Origin of the sequence: Bacillus sp. AL-1R, from assembly GCF_052180195.1 — a bacterium.
In the GTDB taxonomy this organism is placed as follows: Bacteria; Bacillota; Bacilli; order Bacillales; family Bacillaceae_G; genus Gottfriedia.
Genome location: NZ_CP197469.1, coordinates 2,482,187 through 2,500,219, shown reverse-complemented (window position 1 = coordinate 2,500,219; position 18,033 = coordinate 2,482,187). Strand labels below are relative to the sequence as shown.

At 30.8% G+C, this 18,033-nt stretch carries 21 protein-coding genes; 15 read left to right on the top strand and 6 right to left on the bottom strand.

Translation table 11 applies throughout. From position 1 onward, the window contains the following. Positions 1 to 7 precede the first annotated feature (7 nt). Complete coding sequence (locus tag ACSBO6_RS11690; protein WP_498843399.1) at positions 8 to 895, top strand: GNAT family N-acetyltransferase; 888 nt, start codon at positions 8 to 10, stop codon at positions 893 to 895. 120 nt (positions 896 to 1,015) lie between these two features. Then, positions 1,016 to 1,255, top strand: a complete 240-nt coding sequence (locus ACSBO6_RS11685; protein WP_498843398.1) for a hypothetical protein — start codon at positions 1,016 to 1,018, stop codon at positions 1,253 to 1,255. 78 nt (positions 1,256 to 1,333) lie between these two features. On the opposite strand, the gene ACSBO6_RS11680 is transcribed toward ACSBO6_RS11685, so the two are convergent. Next, positions 1,334 to 2,023, bottom strand: coding sequence for an LrgB family protein (locus tag ACSBO6_RS11680; RefSeq protein ID WP_286138226.1), 690 nt, complete (start codon positions 2,021 to 2,023; stop codon positions 1,334 to 1,336). Further along, the gene (locus ACSBO6_RS11675) at positions 2,010 to 2,417 is read right to left on the bottom strand and encodes a CidA/LrgA family protein (RefSeq protein WP_498843397.1); all 408 of its coding nucleotides are present in this window, start codon (positions 2,415 to 2,417) and stop codon (positions 2,010 to 2,012) included. The genes ACSBO6_RS11680 and ACSBO6_RS11675 overlap by 14 nt, the downstream gene beginning before the upstream one ends. 162 nt (positions 2,418 to 2,579) lie before the next feature. Between ACSBO6_RS11675 and ACSBO6_RS11670 the strand changes: the two genes are divergently transcribed. From ACSBO6_RS11670 to ACSBO6_RS11645, 6 genes are all read left to right on the top strand, one after another. Next, positions 2,580 to 3,200, top strand: coding sequence for a 3'-5' exonuclease (locus ACSBO6_RS11670; RefSeq protein WP_098843768.1), 621 nt, complete (start codon positions 2,580 to 2,582; stop codon positions 3,198 to 3,200). Then, positions 3,197 to 3,961, top strand: coding sequence for an exodeoxyribonuclease III (locus tag ACSBO6_RS11665; RefSeq protein WP_098843769.1), 765 nt, complete (start codon positions 3,197 to 3,199; stop codon positions 3,959 to 3,961). Before ACSBO6_RS11670 ends, ACSBO6_RS11665 begins: the two co-directional genes overlap by 4 nt. Before the next feature lie 430 nt (positions 3,962 to 4,391). Beyond that, positions 4,392 to 5,009, top strand: a complete 618-nt coding sequence (locus tag ACSBO6_RS11660) for an NUDIX hydrolase (protein ID WP_098843770.1) — start codon at positions 4,392 to 4,394, stop codon at positions 5,007 to 5,009. A gap of 157 nt (positions 5,010 to 5,166) precedes the next feature. Further along, positions 5,167 to 6,102: a serine hydrolase domain-containing protein gene (locus ACSBO6_RS11655; protein WP_498843396.1), complete on the top strand. Its 936-nt coding sequence runs from the start codon at positions 5,167 to 5,169 to the stop codon at positions 6,100 to 6,102. 163 nt (positions 6,103 to 6,265) lie between these two features. Beyond that, positions 6,266 to 6,883: a rhomboid family intramembrane serine protease gene (locus ACSBO6_RS11650; protein WP_098843772.1), complete on the top strand. Its 618-nt coding sequence runs from the start codon at positions 6,266 to 6,268 to the stop codon at positions 6,881 to 6,883. Between the two features lie 422 nt (positions 6,884 to 7,305). Beyond that, on the top strand, positions 7,306 to 8,931 hold the full coding sequence (locus ACSBO6_RS11645; RefSeq protein ID WP_498843395.1) for a sensor domain-containing diguanylate cyclase: 1,626 nt from the start codon (positions 7,306 to 7,308) through the stop codon (positions 8,929 to 8,931). A 28-nt stretch (positions 8,932 to 8,959) separates the two neighbouring features. Here the strand turns inward: ACSBO6_RS11645 and ACSBO6_RS11640 are convergent, their stop codons facing one another. Further along, entirely contained in the window at positions 8,960 to 9,469 is a 510-nt protein-coding gene (locus ACSBO6_RS11640) for a hypothetical protein (protein ID WP_498843394.1), read from the bottom strand. Between the two features lie 150 nt (positions 9,470 to 9,619). Here ACSBO6_RS11640 and ACSBO6_RS11635 point away from each other — a divergent pair, with 150 nt between their 5' ends. The 6 genes from ACSBO6_RS11635 to ACSBO6_RS11610 all read left to right on the top strand — a co-directional run bounded on the left by ACSBO6_RS11635 (position 9,620) and on the right by ACSBO6_RS11610 (position 15,079). Continuing rightward, a complete protein-coding gene (locus tag ACSBO6_RS11635; protein ID WP_165347078.1) occupies positions 9,620 to 9,772 on the top strand; it encodes a hypothetical protein in 153 nt (50 codons plus the stop codon). 270 nt (positions 9,773 to 10,042) lie between these two features. Then, positions 10,043 to 10,705, top strand: a complete 663-nt coding sequence (locus ACSBO6_RS11630; protein ID WP_498843393.1) for a DUF6944 family repetitive protein — start codon at positions 10,043 to 10,045, stop codon at positions 10,703 to 10,705. Positions 10,706 to 10,869: 164 nt separating this feature from the next. After that, positions 10,870 to 11,733 carry a DegV family protein gene (locus tag ACSBO6_RS11625; RefSeq protein WP_498843392.1) on the top strand — a complete coding sequence of 288 codons (864 nt, stop codon included), beginning with the start codon at positions 10,870 to 10,872 and terminating at the stop codon, positions 11,731 to 11,733. Between the two features lie 153 nt (positions 11,734 to 11,886). After that, a complete protein-coding gene (locus ACSBO6_RS11620) occupies positions 11,887 to 12,135 on the top strand; it encodes a DUF3243 domain-containing protein (protein WP_098843777.1) in 249 nt (82 codons plus the stop codon). Positions 12,136 to 12,482: 347 nt separating this feature from the next. Then, positions 12,483 to 13,958, top strand: coding sequence for a DHA2 family efflux MFS transporter permease subunit (locus ACSBO6_RS11615; RefSeq protein WP_498843391.1), 1,476 nt, complete (start codon positions 12,483 to 12,485; stop codon positions 13,956 to 13,958). A gap of 212 nt (positions 13,959 to 14,170) precedes the next feature. Then, positions 14,171 to 15,079: an SH3 domain-containing protein gene (locus ACSBO6_RS11610; protein ID WP_498843390.1), complete on the top strand. Its 909-nt coding sequence runs from the start codon at positions 14,171 to 14,173 to the stop codon at positions 15,077 to 15,079. A 765-nt stretch (positions 15,080 to 15,844) separates the two neighbouring features. Here the strand turns inward: ACSBO6_RS11610 and ACSBO6_RS11605 are convergent. From ACSBO6_RS11605 to spxA, 3 genes are all read right to left on the bottom strand, one after another. Next, positions 15,845 to 16,180, bottom strand: coding sequence for an IDEAL domain-containing protein (locus ACSBO6_RS11605; protein WP_098843780.1), 336 nt, complete (start codon positions 16,178 to 16,180; stop codon positions 15,845 to 15,847). A 124-nt stretch (positions 16,181 to 16,304) separates the two neighbouring features. Next, entirely contained in the window at positions 16,305 to 16,718 is a 414-nt protein-coding gene (locus ACSBO6_RS11600; protein WP_098843781.1) for an RrF2 family transcriptional regulator, read from the bottom strand. A gap of 53 nt (positions 16,719 to 16,771) precedes the next feature. Beyond that, positions 16,772 to 17,167, bottom strand: coding sequence for a transcriptional regulator SpxA (gene spxA, locus ACSBO6_RS11595; RefSeq protein WP_098843782.1), 396 nt, complete (start codon positions 17,165 to 17,167; stop codon positions 16,772 to 16,774). 305 nt (positions 17,168 to 17,472) lie between these two features. On the opposite strand from spxA, the gene ACSBO6_RS11590 reads away from it, so the two are divergent. Continuing rightward, complete coding sequence (locus ACSBO6_RS11590) at positions 17,473 to 18,027, top strand: GNAT family N-acetyltransferase (protein ID WP_098843783.1); 555 nt, start codon at positions 17,473 to 17,475, stop codon at positions 18,025 to 18,027. Positions 18,028 to 18,033 lie beyond the last annotated feature (6 nt).

Genomic DNA, 18,033 nt, shown 5'->3' with positions numbered 1-18,033 from the left:
TGATTTTATGGAAACAAGTTTGAAAAAAAATATTGCACCGGAAAAAATAAATTATGTCAGATGTAACGAAGTAGACATTGAGTTAGCTTATCAAGCATTTACGATTGGTTTTTCAGACTATATCGTTAAATTCAATTATTCTAAGGAGCAGTTTGAAAATTTGTTTTTTGGGCCAGAAGGAAATAGACTTGAGCACTCCTTCGTAGCAATTTATGAAAATGAAGCGGTAGGTGTAATTTTAGGCGGTATAAAAATGTATGAATCGATTAAAACGATGCGATGTGGGACTTTGGCTATTAGTCCTGATTATAGGGGATTAGGTGTTAGTCAAAAATTATTTGAACTGCATAAAGAAGAAGCAGAGAAAAACGGATGTAAACAACTATTCCTAGAAGTAATTGTCGGAAACGATCGTGCAATTAATTTTTATAAAAAACTTGGATACGAAAAGATTTATGACCTTTCTTATTTTTCTAAATCAGATTTAGAAAGTTTAAAACAAATACAATTAACATCTAATACAGAAATAAATAAAGTAGAATTTACTACTTTCAAAGAAACAATTACAAATTGGGACTATCATATAAACTGGCAAAATGATATTGATTATTTAGAAAAACTATCTAATTTTAGTTACTATCTTGCTAGAGTTAAAGATGAAAATATAGGTGCGTTAGCAGTCAATGAAAATGGTAGAATCAGCTTCCTAATGGTTGATAAAGTTTACCGTCATCGAAAAATTGCTACTAGCTTATTACAATCTGCGGCTAGTGAACTAAATTTAAATTCTTTGTCCTCATCAATTCCAAATAACAATAGTCTTCAAGGTTTCTTGCAAAAACTAGAATTTAAGAAAGAAAAAATAGCTCAATATGAAATGTACAAAATGATTTAGGATCAGACGGAAAAAGGGACAGTACTCTCCGCCTTTGAATTTGTACTTTTGCCTATCTACTTGACCTTGCTCCTAAATGAGCTAATCTCCGTACATTAGATAGTATGGAGGTGATTAATAATGTATAATGATCGTCAGCAAATCGAGCAACCATATTATCATTTTTCCGGTGTACCGCAACAAGAAGATGAAAGATTTTTCCCATTTTTCTTTCCGTTTTTATTAGGAGCAGCGGCATTTGGCCCATGGGGCTTTGGAAGACCTTGGGGATATTATCGTCCATGGGGATGGTACCGTCCGTGGGGATGGGGAAGACCTTGGGGGTTCTATCGTCCATGGGGATGGGGAAGACCATGGTAAATTAAGTGTTTTCGAAAATATTAATCTGTAAAAATCAAAAAATATCCCACAAGGAAAATAAATACCTTGTGGGTAGTTTTATGTCAGTATTAATTTTATGATAAATGGGATCAAAATAGAGGCAAATATCGCACTAAGCGTCATTGTAATTGAACTGATTGCTTGTTCAATTTTCCCATATTCTGCCGCTTTTGCTGTACCTATCCCATGTGATGAAATTCCATACGACGCCCCGATCGCAACAGGGTGGTCTATTTTAAATATTGATAGAATTGCAGGACCAAACATTGATCCTGAAATACCGGCAATCATTACATATACAATCGTTAAAGACGGAATACCACCAATCATTGAAGTGATCCCCATAGCTAAAGGGGTTGTAACTGATTTTGCTGCCAAAGAAAGCAGGATGATTTTTTTTAATCCGAGCCATAGTGATAAGTATACACCTGAAAGTAGGCCAATTAGTGTTCCAGCAAATACACTAACTAATATTGAAATACAGTGTTTCTTTAATGTTGCTCGATGCTCATATAATGGATAGGCAAAAGAAACAACTGCAGGACCTAAAAGTAAGTTAATCCACTTTCCTCCATACATATACGATTCATAAGAAATATGAAGATTTACAAGAATAATAATAATGACTGTAGTAGAGGTAACAATTGGAATCATTAGTGAGTAAGTGAATTTAGCGTACATTTTTTTGGCAAGAATATAACATAAAATGGTTAAGAGGATAAATAATAAACTTTTAATGTCCTTCATTCGTATCCCTCCCAACTAATACATCGTTTGATTGTTTTTTATGGGCTCTTGAAGTAAGATACGAACTAATGCTAGCAGTCAAACTAAATACAACTGCTGTACTAACTAAAACAATTAGAATTGAAATTAAACCGTGAACATTTAAAATCGAAGAATAATTCATTATTCCTACAGTAGCTGGAATAAATAAAAGTGTTAAATGCTTACTTAAAAAATTACTACCATCTCGAATCCATTTTTCTTTAAAAAGTGGTATAAATAGTAAACAAAATAAGAGCAACATACCAATAATACTTCCTGGGATCATCAGATGAAATTGTTTCTGAATGATATTTCCAATAAAAAATAATAAGTAAAGAAAGCTTATTTGAACAATCAATTGTACAAATCTCATTTTCAACATCCTTTGATTCTTACTAACTAATAGACTATTAATCTTCATATTGTACAATAAATTATGGCGAAAATGTGAACTTTTTTCATTATGATAAAAATGCATCTTTATATAAAAAAGATTATAATAGACTTATCATATTAATAGAGGAAGTTATATCATATGAAATCATTTGTAGCGTTTGATTTTGAAACAGCAAATTATAATCGACATAGCATTTGTGCTGCCGGTTTTATATTTGTTGAAGAAGGGGTAATTGTTGACCAAGTTTACTCTCTAATTAATCCAGAAGAAGAATTTTATTCGATGAATATTTCTGTACATGGAATTAGACCAAGAGATGTACAAGATGCACCTCTGTTCCCAGAATTTTATGAAACGATTAAAGATAAAATTGAAGGGAAAACATTAGTGGCACATAATTTAGCGTTTGATGGTTACGCATTAAAAGATAATTTATCAAGATATGGCGTACCTTCATCTTTAAATAATTTACTATGTTCACTTCAGCTTGCTAAGAAAGTATTGCCAAAACAATCTCGTTATTCATTAGATACGTTATCGAGTCAATTTGGTATTTTATTAGAACATCACCACCATGCTCTAGCAGATGCAGAAGCTTGTGCGAAAATATTTCTTCATTTAACGAAGGAATATGAAATTTCATCCTTTGAAGAGTTATATGAAAAAACTTCAATTTATCACGGGCAGATTCATCAATTTGATTATCGTTCATCATTAGTAAAACCGAAACCGAAACGTAAATTGGAGAAAAAAGTATGAAATTAATATCTTGGAATGTAAACGGTATAAGAGCATGTGTACAAAAAGGTTTTTTAGATTATTTTAATGAACAAAAAGCGGATCTATTTTGTATACAAGAAACGAAGTGCCAAGAAGATCAAATAAGCTTGGAATTAGACGGCTATTATCAATATTGGCATTCTGCAGTAAGAAAAGGTTATTCTGGTACTGCAATTTTTACGAAACATAAACCATTAAATGTAAGTTATGGGTTTAATGGTAAAGAAGAAGATCAAGAAGGTAGGGTATTAACCTTAGAATTCGAGAAATTTTATATGGTAAATGTTTATACGCCAAATTCTCAGAGAGATTTAGCTAGATTACCGATAAGATTAGAATGGGAAGATGAGTTTAAAAACTATTTAAATAAGCTCGATGAACATAAACCTGTCATCTTATGTGGGGATTTAAATGTCGCACATAATGAAATCGATTTAGCAAATCCAAAATCAAATCGAACGAATTCAGGCTTTACAAAAGAAGAACGTGGTAAAATGACAGCATTATTAGAAAGTGGATTTACTGACAGCTTTCGATTTTTAAACCCAACGAAAGAAGGTTCATATAGTTGGTGGTCTTATATGGCAAAAGTACGTGAACGAAATATTGGATGGCGTATTGATTATTTTATTATTTCAAATAGACTTCAAAATAAACTAATAAATTCAGAAATTGACTCCCATATTATGGGGAGTGATCATTGTCCAGTTGTGTTAACGATGGATAATTCGATCATTTAATGTTTGAAGAAAGCCCTATTTTTGATAGAGCTTTCTTTTTTATCTCTGTTATAAAAGATTGTTGATTTTCTTATACAACTAAATTGCATATTAGTGTAATAAGGAAAATGAAGGTAATAGTAAATGATTTGTAGAATTAATAGTTAAAATTCATCTACCATGGGAGTACGATATAAACTCTCTTCACTATTGTGAATCTGAGGAATCATGGATGGCTAACGAAATGCTTTTGTTGCATAAGAAAACGCAAAGACCACAATTTTTTGTGGACTTATTTTTTGTTCGAAAATTAACAATTTACATTAACAGAGCCTTTTTAATAGGCATTTAGTAAGTCAAAGTAAAGCAATTATGCGTAAACTAAAATTAGGACAAAGTCTAAAAAAATTTGTAAAACTAACTAATAGTTGAAAAGGGATGTGAAATTCCTATGAGTATAAAGTGGCTAGAATGGGCACAAAAAATCCAAGCAATTTCTCAAGCAGGATTGACTTTTACGAAAGATGTCTTTGACAAAGAAAGGTATGAAGAACTAAGACATATTAGTGCTGATATTTTAAATCATTATTCGGAATTACAAATTGAGGAAATCGAAGGATTGTTTCGCAATGAACGGGGGTATCCCACACCGAAGCTTGATGTTAGAGGTGTCGTGTTTAAAAATGGTAAAATATTATTAGTAAAAGAAAAGCTAGAAAATAAATGGTCTTTACCAGGTGGTTTTTGTGACGTTGGATTATCTGCTTCAGAAAATGTAGTAAAAGAAATTTTTGAAGAATCAGGTTATAACGTTAAAGCGAAGAAACTACTAGCAGTTTTAGACATGACAAAGCACGACCATCCACCTCATTCGTATCACTACTATAAACTATTTATACAGTGTGAAATGATTGGTGGTAATCCCTCGACTGGACCAGAGACAAGTGATATTGATTTCTTTGATCTAGAGCATTTACCAGAACTTTCGCTCAATCGAAATACTGTTTCTCAATTAAAATTAATGTTTGAATATTATCAAGATCCTAATAAAGAAACTTGTTTTGATTAACATTATTTAAAAATAAAAAAATAGTGAATCGATCATTTTAGAGTTGCATATCGCAGCTCGATTTTGTTTTAAAGGAGATAATTTTTTAAAAAATACATATTTAGAATGAATCATTAAATAGAAAGAACTACTTTATCAATCTGAAAGGAGAATTGATTTGAATACAAGCACGATGAACTTTGTAAAGTTTGAAAATGAATTAAAAAAAGAACGGATTTCAAGTTGTCTAATTTATCAAAATGAAGAAATTAAGTATCATTTTTATAAAAATTCAAAAAGTGAAACAAAACTATTCAAAATTAATTCCGTTACGAAAAGTGTTTTATCAATGTTAATAGGAATAGCAATTGATAAAGGCTTTATTGAAAGTGTTGATGTACCAATTTCTACATATTTTCCAACGATCGAAACGAAAAAACGAGAAATTACGATCGAACATTTGCTAACAATGACACCTGGATATGATTGGCAAGAGTGGGGAGAATGGGGTGGGCGTCCATTCCCAATGATTAATAGTAAAGACTGGATCCAATATGTACTAGAAAAAGAAATGGTTCATAGTCCGGGTGAAAAAATGATTTATGATTCTGGAGCATCACAAGTACTAAGTGCGATTATTCAGATGGTAACGAATGAAAAACTATCTACTTATGCAAAACGTTTGTTATTTGATCCGCTGGGAATTAAGGAGTTTATTTGGCACGAAGATTCAAAAGGAATTAATATTGGGGGATTTGGCTTAAGTTTAAAGACAGATGATTTATTAAAGCTTGGGATTTTAATGATGCAAAAAGGAAAATGGAATAATAGACAAATCATTTCAAGTGAGTGGATTGAAAAATCAACAAAAGCGAAGTATCATACATATCCACATGTTGGTGCATATGCCTATCACTGGTGGGTCCTTGAAAATAATGAGATAAAGGAACTTGATTCGACAATATATTTTGCTATGGGTTATGGCGGTCAATTTATCATTATTTCACCAAAAAATCATTTCGTAGCTGTTTTTACGAGTGCAAAATATATTAATACTTTTACGCCTTTAAAACTTATTCAAAAATACATTCCTTTACTATTCAAAAATGAATAGGGCTTTAAAAAGTTAAAAGTTTATAAATAGAATCCTATTTTTGCCTCTAAATTTTGTATGATTTTTTTATTTAAGAATAGGAATTTACAGAAAAATGTCGAATTAAGTAATTAGAAAATATAAAAAACAACTTGATAATAGCTCCAAGAAGGGATGAAGATTGATGTTTTTGGTGACAGAAGACTTCAAAACATTTATAAGGAACTATCCAATCACAACTGTTATGGTTGGTTTATGTTCTATATTAGCAATTATTACGACATTTTTAGGTGGATATACGATTGAAAACATCATCAAATTAGGTGGATATGAGCACGAATTAGTAAAACAAGGGGAAATATGGAGACTTTTTACTTATGCATTTATGCACGGTAGCTATGCTCATTTTTTTATGAATATGACCTTTATGATTATTTTAGGTAGACCATTGGAACGAGTGTTAGGTTCAGTCAAATTTTTATTATTTTATTTATTATCGGTGATCATTACAGGACTGATTATTAATTTTAATTACTTGCCTAATACAGTTGAGACAGGGGCATCCGGAGTTGGCTATGCTTTTTTAGGAATGTATTTATTTATTACCGTTTTTAGAAAAAAGATGCTCTTTTCAGATGATCGTAAGTTTGTCATTACATTTTTAGGAATCGGATTACTAACTTCATTGATTATCCCATCGATCAGTTTAACTGGCCACTTGGCGGGGATGATTATCGGATTTTTGATAACTCCTCTATTATTAAAAAAGAGTGCAAAGTTTCAAAACTCTGTTAATGTTTAAGCTTTTTTACATAGCTAAAGTAAATGAGTTGATCAATAAAAAATATAAAAACAAACCTAGTTCATTTGAATTAGGTTTATTTTTATTAATAGCTACTGTTCATTATGATTGATTTTTTGTTCCATTGACGTTGAGAAATTTAAATCTAAAAGTTAAAATAATCGTAAGTTCGCTATTTTAAAATAGAATTCATTTAAGTTGCAAATAAAACAGGACTTATTATTTTATTTGGTAAATGGGTATTAAAAACTGCATATTATCAATTTAAAAGGTGGAACGATGCTGGTGTACCACTAAAAAGACTTGCAGTGAATGTGTCGGTTGTTCAATTTAGATTTTTAAAAATTCAAAATGTAAATAAGAAAAAAGTAAGTTTCATGAACAGCTTATAAACGCTAAATTTAGTAGGAGTGAAGACACATTTGAAACGTACTCGATTATTGTTGGTCATTATTATATCAATCGTTTTTGTAGGAAGCTCACTTCATTATTTTAATAAAACTGAAACAACTAAATTTGAACAAAGTTTTGACATAGATTACCGTAACATACAAAATTTTTCAAAAACAGGTTATGATTTCACTGAAGTTTTAAAGATTTATTCAAATGAATATTTAAATAAAGTTGTAAGTGATAATGGGATGGCAGACGTAAGTTACATCCATTATGATCCGATAAAGAAAGAGTTCAATAGTGATTCGATTAAAGATACTAAGTATGAAAGTAAAAAGGGGAATATTACGGGAATCGGAAATCCAAAAGTTAATCCATTGAGATTTAAGGAAATATTGTTGGCAGATCGATTAAATAACTATTTTTCAGAAATATACAGTTCATATCCGGAAATTTCTTGGATTTACTATACAAGCATCTCTGGTTTTAATAATTTATATCCTTTTGTTTTGTCTACTAAATTTAAATTTACGAATGATGTATTAAAAGAAGAAAGTTCAACCTTAGGAACAATCGAGACAAATCCATCTCGAAAACCTTATTGGAGCCGTCCATATTTGGACAAAGCAGGTAAAGGGATGATGGTAACAGTTTCTTCTCCTGTTGATTATAAAAAACGATATGTTGGATCAATTTCAATTGATATTACATTTGAAAATTTAAGTAAAGAATTAAATAAAGATTATACAGCCATTTTATCGGACGAAAAGGGAAGTATTATAGCTTCTTCAAAACAAGAATTTTTATCATCTGATAAAATCATCAATTTGTCTAAATTAGATCAAATGTATTCTCGTGGATCTTTAAAAAAATTAAATTCAATGCAGGATGGGACATTCACAATTTTTAACGGAATGAAAGTGTTAAAACGTAATATACCAGGTACGGATTGGACGTTTTATTACATTTTATCAACCTCAGCTATGATAAAAACTATTGGGATTAAGATTCTACCAATCATCTTTATCACTATTCTTTTAGTATGTATAACATGGATTGGGGTAAAAAGAATGGATGCTGAAAAAAAGTTAAAGGAATTAGTAAAGGATTTAGAATGCAAAAAAAACGAGCTTGAAGATCTTTCATTAAAAGATCCTTTAACTGGTGTATTAAATCGAAGAGGGTTTTATGAATTGATACTCTCTGATTTAGAAAAAATAAATGAAACTCAATTAAACTGTTCATTCTTGATTTTTGATATCGATAATTTTAAAAAAATTAACGATCATTATGGGCATACTGTAGGAGATTTTGTAATAAGTCAGAGTGCGAAATTAATGAAAGAATTGATTCGAAATGAGGATTACTTAGGACGATGGGGTGGAGAAGAGTTTCTAATCGTATTCACGAATACACCATTTCATCAATCGAAAGAAATCGCAAAAAGACTAAGAAGTGCGATTGAGGAACACGAATTTCATTATGAAGGTCAAAACATAAACGTAACGATGACGGTTGGACTATCGAGATTTTACCCGCAAAAAGGTGTAGTTGATAGTATTAATCGTGCTGATCAGGCTATGTATGTAGGAAAACAACGTGGGAAAAATTGTGTTATTTGTTTTGAAGATTTATATGGTGAAGAACCTTCATAAAAAATAGAAGGTTCTCTTTTGTTAAATTTTAGTAATCATACTGTTCTATAATTCGGTCTGCAGTTTGTCGATTTCTACATAATTTGTATAGATCATTAAAAAATTGTTCTACTTCATTAGTAGTTCTCGGAATGGGTATTTCTATTTGAAGTGAACCAAATGCTTGTTTGAAATAAGCTTTTCTCTCAGCATTTTTACCGTCTCGTTTCAATGGATTATATTTCCAAACTAAAAAATGTAGGCCATCTTGCTCTCGAATTTCTCTTATTTCTGCAGCGGTTGTCGATTTATTTTCAACATAGATGACTAAATAAAAATTATCATTTCGATGCCAGTCGATTAATAGCAAATAATAACTTTCTTCCTCGATTTTACTTAAATGAAAGGCTGAAACAATCGGTTTACCATTTGCCCATTGTTGAAAATTATGTAACGTATTTAAAGTTGTTGGAATTTCTTCAATACTAAATAAAGAATGGTTTGAAGCCATCCATTTTATAATATGATCTGAAATACTGATTGCAATCTCTTTTTTCATCATTTACCTCAACTAAAATTTAGACCTTTCACTTATCATATCATCAAAATCGACACAATTAAATTCTTCCTTGTAATAATCTACCATCTATAAGTTATAGTCCAAATACTCATATTATTAATGATGATTTAACCTAAGGAGGATTTTATAATGGCAAGAGGTAAAAGCTTTAATCATAAGAAAAAAGGTCATGAACCAACTCACCCAAAAGGATCACTAGTCGCTCCTGAAGACCGTAAACATGAAGATCGCGAAGAAGATTATATTGTGACAGAAGAAGCATTTAAAAATCGTATTCAATAAAAAATGATAAAATGGGACTCAGATTGTATAGACCAACCTGAGTCCATTTTTATTTTTAGTAATTTTAATTAGGTTTAGTAGTTACTTATGTAACAGAGTCTAACTACTTTAGATGAATGAACTTTTTTTACCGAGTTCTACTTTCATTTACTTCATAACTAATCAATTTTCCAATTCATACAAAAACTAATTGTTTTTTAATTATAAATTGTCAATTAAATTAAAATTTGAATAAACTAATTTAAATACTGTTTGAACGGGGGTGTCAGATTGAGGGATTTAATTGATGATTTACCGCTAATCGGTGCTTATTTTTTATTATTTGGTACATCAACAGCGGCTGTTGGGATTTCAAGTAAAAAGATTGTAAGTGAGAACTTTGGTAGAAGATTATTTGCTACAGGGAATGCAATTGAAGCATTTGGCAACTCCATTCAAGCTATTGGTAGAGAAAAATTATATAAGAAAGCAAAAAAAGAAAATGAAAAAGAAAAAGATATTGAATTAACTTTGATGATTGGTGCTTGGATTCAAGCAATTGGAAATAGTACAAATACATTTTCAACAAATTTAGAAATTGAAGGGTTGGAAAGAGAAGGTCATAAATTAAATGCTGTTGGAAGTGTCATTCAATCAATAGGTGCTCAAATTGAAACAACTGCGGCATTAATGGAGAAAACGCAACTAGATAATATTGAGGCTTATGGAAATCAATTAATCGGTTTAGGTGCTTTAATAGACGGCATTGGTAATGTGGCATTACTACATGAAAAAGTTACATTAGGTGAAGACTTATTACTTGTTGGAAGCTGGGTTCAAGTGTTCGGAGCAATTTTAATTATTTATGCACTGCGAAATAAAAGAAACGAATCTGAAAAAGAGCACTTAGAATACCGATATGGCTATTATCCAAATAAACAGTTCGAGTGGTAAATTAATAATTTTTTGTTAAGAATACGAAAAAAGAAGGTATCTATTCGTTAATAGCAAATATTATTATTAAAATTATATTAAAACAAAATGTTTTTCTGTCATAACATTTTATGAGAAAATAGTATATGAATTAAACCAATTTTTTGAAACAGAGGTATGATTAGATGAATTTAAAAATAATAACAGATAGTGCGGCTGATTTACCAAAGGAGATCATTGAACAATATCATATTGATGTCATTCCACTAAGAGTCTATTCAGAAGATGAAAAAGAATATTTTGATGGTTTAACATTGGATTCAAAGACTCTATTTAATGAAATGCGAAACGGAAAAGCATTTAAAACATCTCTTCCTTCGTATGAGTCTATTTATAATACTTTCGTAAAATATGCAAAAGAAAATACCCCATGTATTTATATTGCGTTTTCTTCTGAACTTTCTGGTACATATCAATCAGCAGTAATGGTAAAAAATGAGTTTGAAGAGGAATTTCCTGATTTTGATTTAGAGATATTTGATACAAAAAGTGCATCTATTGGACAAGGATTAATAGCTATTCATGCTGCAAAACTTGCCTCAAACGGAGCAACAAAAGAAGAGGTTGTAAATAATATAAAAAATAGCATACAACATATTGAACATATCTTTACAGTAGATGACCTTCAGTATTTGGTACGTGGTGGTCGCTTGAGTAAAGTGGCTGGTTTCGTAGGAAATTTATTAAATATTAAACCAATCTTACATGTTGAAGATGGAAAACTAGTCCCACTTGAAAAAATTAGAGGTTCTAAAAAATTAATAAAAAGAATTCTTGAAATTATGGAATCTCGAGGGACAAATTTATCAAATCAAATAATTGGTATTTCACATGGTGATGACTTAGATAAAGCAAATGAAATAAAAAATGCGATGACAGAGGAATTTGGATGTAAGGAATTTGTCATTAATTCAATCGGGTCTGCTATAGGTGCTCATGCAGGACCTGGTACTTTAGCGATATTTTTTATGAACGAAAATAAAAAATAAACTAATGTAAAGAGCTAATTTTGAAATAGTTAGCTCTTTTTATTTTAATTTTCTGACAATATTATCCGGATAATAATTCATACATAATTACTTTATAAAATGTAAATAGTATTTATGTAATCTTCAACAACTATTATGATGGGGTGAAAAACGATGTCAATTTTAGATAACTGGGATCAATGGAAAGATTTTTTAGGAGATCGATTAGAAGCAACAGGTGACAAAGGTGTTGGTGAAGGTGCTATTTCTGAAATGGCATATCGCTTAGGAAATTACTTAGCAAATGAAGTTGAGCCAAAAAATGCAGAAGAGCAAATTTTAAAAGATCTTTGGAATGTTGCAGATGAACAAGAGCAACATACAATTGCTCATTTAATGATGAAGTATGTTAAAAATAAATAAATAATGTGATTAAAAATAGCCTTTCTGAATAGAATCATAAGGGCTATTTTTTATTTGTTTAATGTATTCTTTTTATGACATTGCAAGTTTACAAAAAATCAACAAAAATAATTAAACATTAAACTTGAAATGGGTATATGAATAAATTATACTGTACTTATTGTAAATACTGTTTCTAACTTAAGGACAATTACTATTTACATTTAGATTTTTTTTATGTATGATAGACTTTCTGTTCAAATTTCGCTTTTATCATTAAAAGATTTTTATACTAATAAATACAATAGAAAATTTGACTGAATTACAACACAGTTTTTCAAAATAGATAGAAGAAATGGGGATATTATATGAATAATCAGCAAAATTCGGCTGACACGCCGTTTAGCGTAAAAACGATTATTGGTCCAATGATGGCTGTAATCGTCGGTATGATCATGGTTATTTTAGATAGTACGGTAGTAAACGTAGCATTACCTGGAATTACCGATTATTTTAAATCTGATTTAACAAAAATGCAGTGGACAATTACAGGATATACATTAGCATTATCAGCTGTCATTCCACTTGCAGGCTGGATGTCTGATCGTTTTGGTGCTAAGAAAATTTTCTTATTAACGATTTTGTTTTTTACAATCGGTTCAGTTCTTTGTTCTGTAGCACAAACACCGGAACAGTTAATTTTATTCCGAGTAATACAAGGAATCGGTGGAGGAATGGTTGCGCCAATCGGTATGGCAATCATCTTTAGATTAGCTCCTCCAGAAAAAATAGGCTCAATTATGGGGATGCTTGGAATTCCAATGTTACTTGCACCTGCATTAGGTCCTGTTATCTCAGGTTGGTTCGTAGAGTATTCAACTTGGCACTGGATTTTCCTAATTAATTTACCAATCGGAATTATTGCATTAATAATTGGTGCTAAATTTTTACCTAATTTTGAATCAAAATCAGTACCTGCTTTAGACAAATTAGGCATTATTATTGCGCCAATCGCCTTTTCAATGTTAGCTTACGGAGTTAGTCAAAGTTCAACAAGTTGGACTTCAAGAGAAACATTAACAGGTTTAATTGTTGGTGGAGTTGCATTATTACTTTTCATCTTTGTAGAGCTTCGCCTAAAACAACCTTTACTAGAGTTACGTGTATTTAAATCATCTGATTTTGTTAGAAGTATTTTAATTACATGGATTATGCAAATTGCATTATTCGGTTCTTTCCTAATCGTTCCATTATTTTTACAAACAGTTAAACAATATGGGGCATTTGAAACGGGCTTAATTATGTTACCACAAGCAGTAGCATCTGCTTTAATGATGCCAATTGGCGGTAAAATGTATGATAAAGTTGGTGCTAGACCGATGGCGTTAGTTGGTTTAACCATTATCACTACTTCATTATTCATTTTCTCTAAAATTTCAGTAGACTCATCAAATACATTTATTATGTTAACACTTGCTATGATGGGTGCTGGAATGGGATTATCAATGATGCCGATTAATACACACGTACTACAATCTGCACCAAGACATTTAGTTAGTCGTGTAACTCCTTTAACTGCAGCAGCTCAGCAAGTTATGGTATCATTTGCAGTAGCGGGTATGGCTGGATTTTTAACTTCTAGCACAAAGGATTATATGGCAAAAACAACGAATCCGTTAAATGCGATGATTTCAGCATTTGGTGATACATTCTTACTAGCAGCAGGAATTGCATTAGCAGGAGCTTTGTTAGCAATCATTTTACGTAAACCAAAAGTACAAGAAGCAGATGCTTCAAAAGAAGAGCTTGACGAGTCAAAATCTTCTATGATGGTTGGACATTAATCAAAAAAGAAGCCAAATTTAAAATTGGCTTCTTTTTTTGTCATTTTGGATAATAATTTAAATAGTATCGAAAAAATTTTAATAATTAAAACATTTATTAGAGAAATGTTATAAAACTAATTGAATTGTAATAAAAATGTCCTTATTATGTAAGGTTAGTTATGTATAATAAAGGCTCAAAAATAGATTTACTTTACAATGGAGCTGATTGAATGATTAAAAGTATTTGCAAAACTACTTTAGCACTATCAATTTTAACTGGAGGTTTATTCTATGGAAATCCTACTCCAAGTTCAATTAAAATCGTGGAAGCTGCGACGATAAGCGGTACAGTAACTGCATCAGTTTTAAATATAAGAAGCGGTCCAAGTACAAGTTATAAAATAATTGGGACACTTAAAAAGGGTGCAAAAGTTACAATTACAAGCACAAGTGGATCTTGGTATAAAATGACAAGTGGGACAAAAACTGGATGGGTTTCAAGTAAATATATTAAAAAAACACCAACTACAGTTTCTACCTCGACCGTAAATAAAATGAAAACTTTAGGTACTTCAAAGCAATTAATCATTGTATCAGCAGAAAATGAAAGTACGAGAAACGTGTTAATTGAAACATTTGAAAAAAGCGGTACTAGTTGGAAAAAATTACATACATATTCAGGTGTAATCGGTAAAAATGGCATGATTAGTAGTAAGCATGAAGGTGATTATGAAACGCCTGAAGGGAAATATACAATTACAACAGCATTCGGTAGATATTCAAATCCAGGTACGAAAATGACTTACCGTAAAATTACTTCAAATGATGTTTTTGTAGATGATTCAAATAGTAAATTATATAATACTTGGCAATTAGCATCAGAAAATAACGGGAGATGGAAATCTGCTGAAAAGATGAATATCTCACAATATGATTACGGATTTGTGATTAACTATAATACAGCGAGAACTCCAGGAAAAGGTAGTGCCATCTTTTTTCACGTAGCTGGAACCTCGGGATATACTGCAGGCTGCACAGCTACATCTAAAACGAATGTAGTATCCATTTTAAAATGGTTAGATCCTGCCAAAAAACCACTAATTATTCAAACGCCATTGAATAAATTAACTCAATATTAATTTGATTTGAAACTGGTCAATGATTTGATCAGTTTTTTTTGTGTTTCAAACTTTCGAATTTAACCAAAAAAAAGGCTGTCTAATAGACAACCTTCAGACTGTTGATCTAAAACATTATCAATATAGAACAACAAAAGTCTAAGTATACATTATATAAGCAAAAATTATAAAGGTTCATACTCATAACAGGTTCATTAGAAAGGAACATACATATGATAGGCTCATGAGGAAGTAAACCACCGAAAAATAGAAAGGTACTTCCTCATAACAGGTTCATGAGGAAGTAAACCAGCGAAAAATAGAAAGATACTTACTCATAACAGGTTCATGAGGAAGTAAACCAGCGAAAAATAGAAAGATACTTACTCAAGCCAGGCTCATGAGGAAGGAAACCAGCGAAAAATAGAAAGATACTTCTTCATAACAGGTTCATGAGGAAGTAAACTAGGGAAAAATAGAAAGATACTTCCTGAAGCCAGGCTCATGAGGAAGGAAACCAGTGAAAATTACAGTGTTCTTTACTCATGACAGGTTTTAGTCGAAATCAACCAAAAATTAGCGTAGTTGACAAGCTCATTTTTCAACACTTTGAAAAAGGCTGTCTCAAAGGTCCTGTTTGATTAAAAAACCGTCAAATTAAAAAAGCAAGAATGCTATTAAATCAACATTCTTGCGTTTTGTTTTTTAAATTTCAAAGCTGAAATCTACCTTTTGGAACAGCCTCTTCAAAAATTATTATTAAAGCTTATATTAGTTTAATGAGCATTATTTTACGGCATTAACAAGTTGCTTCATCGAGTTAAGCTGTGATGATAGCTCTTTAAACCAATCTTCATCTCCTGTTGAAAGGGCTAAGTCAATAAGAAAGCGAATCTGTTCTTTATTTGCCACAATGGAATCAGGGATTTTCTTGACATTTCTATTTAGCATTTGTATTGTTTTGCCAACAGTTGTTTTCTTATCTGAAGTGATTACACTTACATTTACAATTTCATCAAGAATAGAAAATGATTCAACATAACCGATTACTAATTCTCCATCAATTGATCTACCTTTAACCCAGTCACCTGTTTTTAAAATTGATTCTTTATTTAAGTTCATTTTTTCCACCTACTTATTTAGAGTTAATAAATTTATAATGGTCAAATCTGCATTTTGCCTGAACTGTAATTTTTTTTATTACATTTCGGGCAAAGAAAGGCATAGCCTTCACTTTTTTAGCTGCTCAATTCTCATATTTGATATGATCGACAATGTCTTTTATAGTGTATTGCTTTAAATAGCCCCCAAGATGTTTTTCAGCACCTAAGAATATATTAAAAAGAACATTTTGCATATTTGCCCCAACAAGACACTTTTCATTCGATTCTGGGCACTTAGGCTGTAATGCACCCTCAGAGGTGATCAAATAAATGTCCCATAGATTAATTTTATTTAAGTCTAAGGCAAAAATAAATCCACCACCAGTTCCTTCCTTTGATTTAATAAACCCATGCTTTTTTAGCAAACTAAGCACTTTTCGAATACGAACTGGATGAACACAGGCACTCTCTGATATTGCATCACTAGTAGACATGCGATCTGGCTGCAGCGCAAGATAAGTTAAACTATGAATGGCAAGAGTGAAATCACTATTCATGGTCTGCCTCCTAAAATCGTTTATTTTTGTTAGAAAACTGACATTTTTTATTATTAATTAGCTACTTTTTCTGATTTAATGTATGAAAAAGATCTCAGCTTTCGAGGAAGAAAACTACGAATTTCTTCTTCATTATATCCAACCTGTAATCTTTTTTCGTCTAGGATGATTGGCATACGCAACATTTTTGGATTATTAATGATCAATGTATATAATTCATTAAGAGGAAGCGATTCAATATTTATATTTAATTCCTGAAATGTTTTTGATTTATTTGAAATAATCTCTTCAGTACCAGTTTCTGTCATACGAAGAATAGATTTAATCTCCTCAAGTGTAAGTGATTCATTCAAAATATTTTTCACACGATATTCAACTTCATGTTCATCTAGCCAAGCCTTAGCTTTTCGACATGATGTACAACTTGATGTAATATATAAATTCACCATTCTTTACACACTCCTTATATTTAAAATGTAATAAAAAAGATTACAGTTGAGATAAAAAAATAAAAATGAATCATTTTTAAAAATCTAATTAAATTGACCTCTTTACTCAACTTAAATGAGTATACTGTAATTTTAATGTTTACAGTTAGCTGTGTCAACTATATTTTTGAGTTTAAATGATGGGGCTCGTTAATAAATATAGATTACAGCACGCAATACAATAGTATAGCAAGAAAAAGTTAGTTTATTTAGAAATTTCTAAGTATAATAGAATAAACAATGAAAAGAAATTTTAGAGGTGGAATATGAGTAAACCAAAATTTTTTGAAATTGAGACTAGTCGATTAAAACTTAGAAGGTTTAAAGATGATGATGTAACCAACTTTTTTAAATATCGCTCAAATCCAGAGGTGGCGATTTATCAAGGCTGGGAAAATTATACATATGATCAAGCGGTTAATTATATCGAAAAGCAAAAATCAGCTGAAATGAATATACCTGATGCTTGGGTTCAAGTAGCGATAGAAAATAAAATGGATGGCCAACTAATAGGGGATATTGGGGTACATACTTTATCAAATCCAAAAAATCAAGTTGAAGTCGGCTTTACATTAGAGCCAAAATACCAGAATAAGGGTTATGCCTTTGAAGCTTTACAAGGGATGCTTGATTATTTATTTAATGAATTAAATAAAGAAAAAATAAACGCAATCGCTGTAGAACAAAATGGATCTTCCATTAAATTACTTAAAAAGTTAGGATTTCATGAAATGAAAAAAATAGAAAATTCTTTATTTAAATGCCAATATGTAACTGAATTGATGTTTGGACTTACGAAAAATGATTGGAATAAACGGTAGGAGATG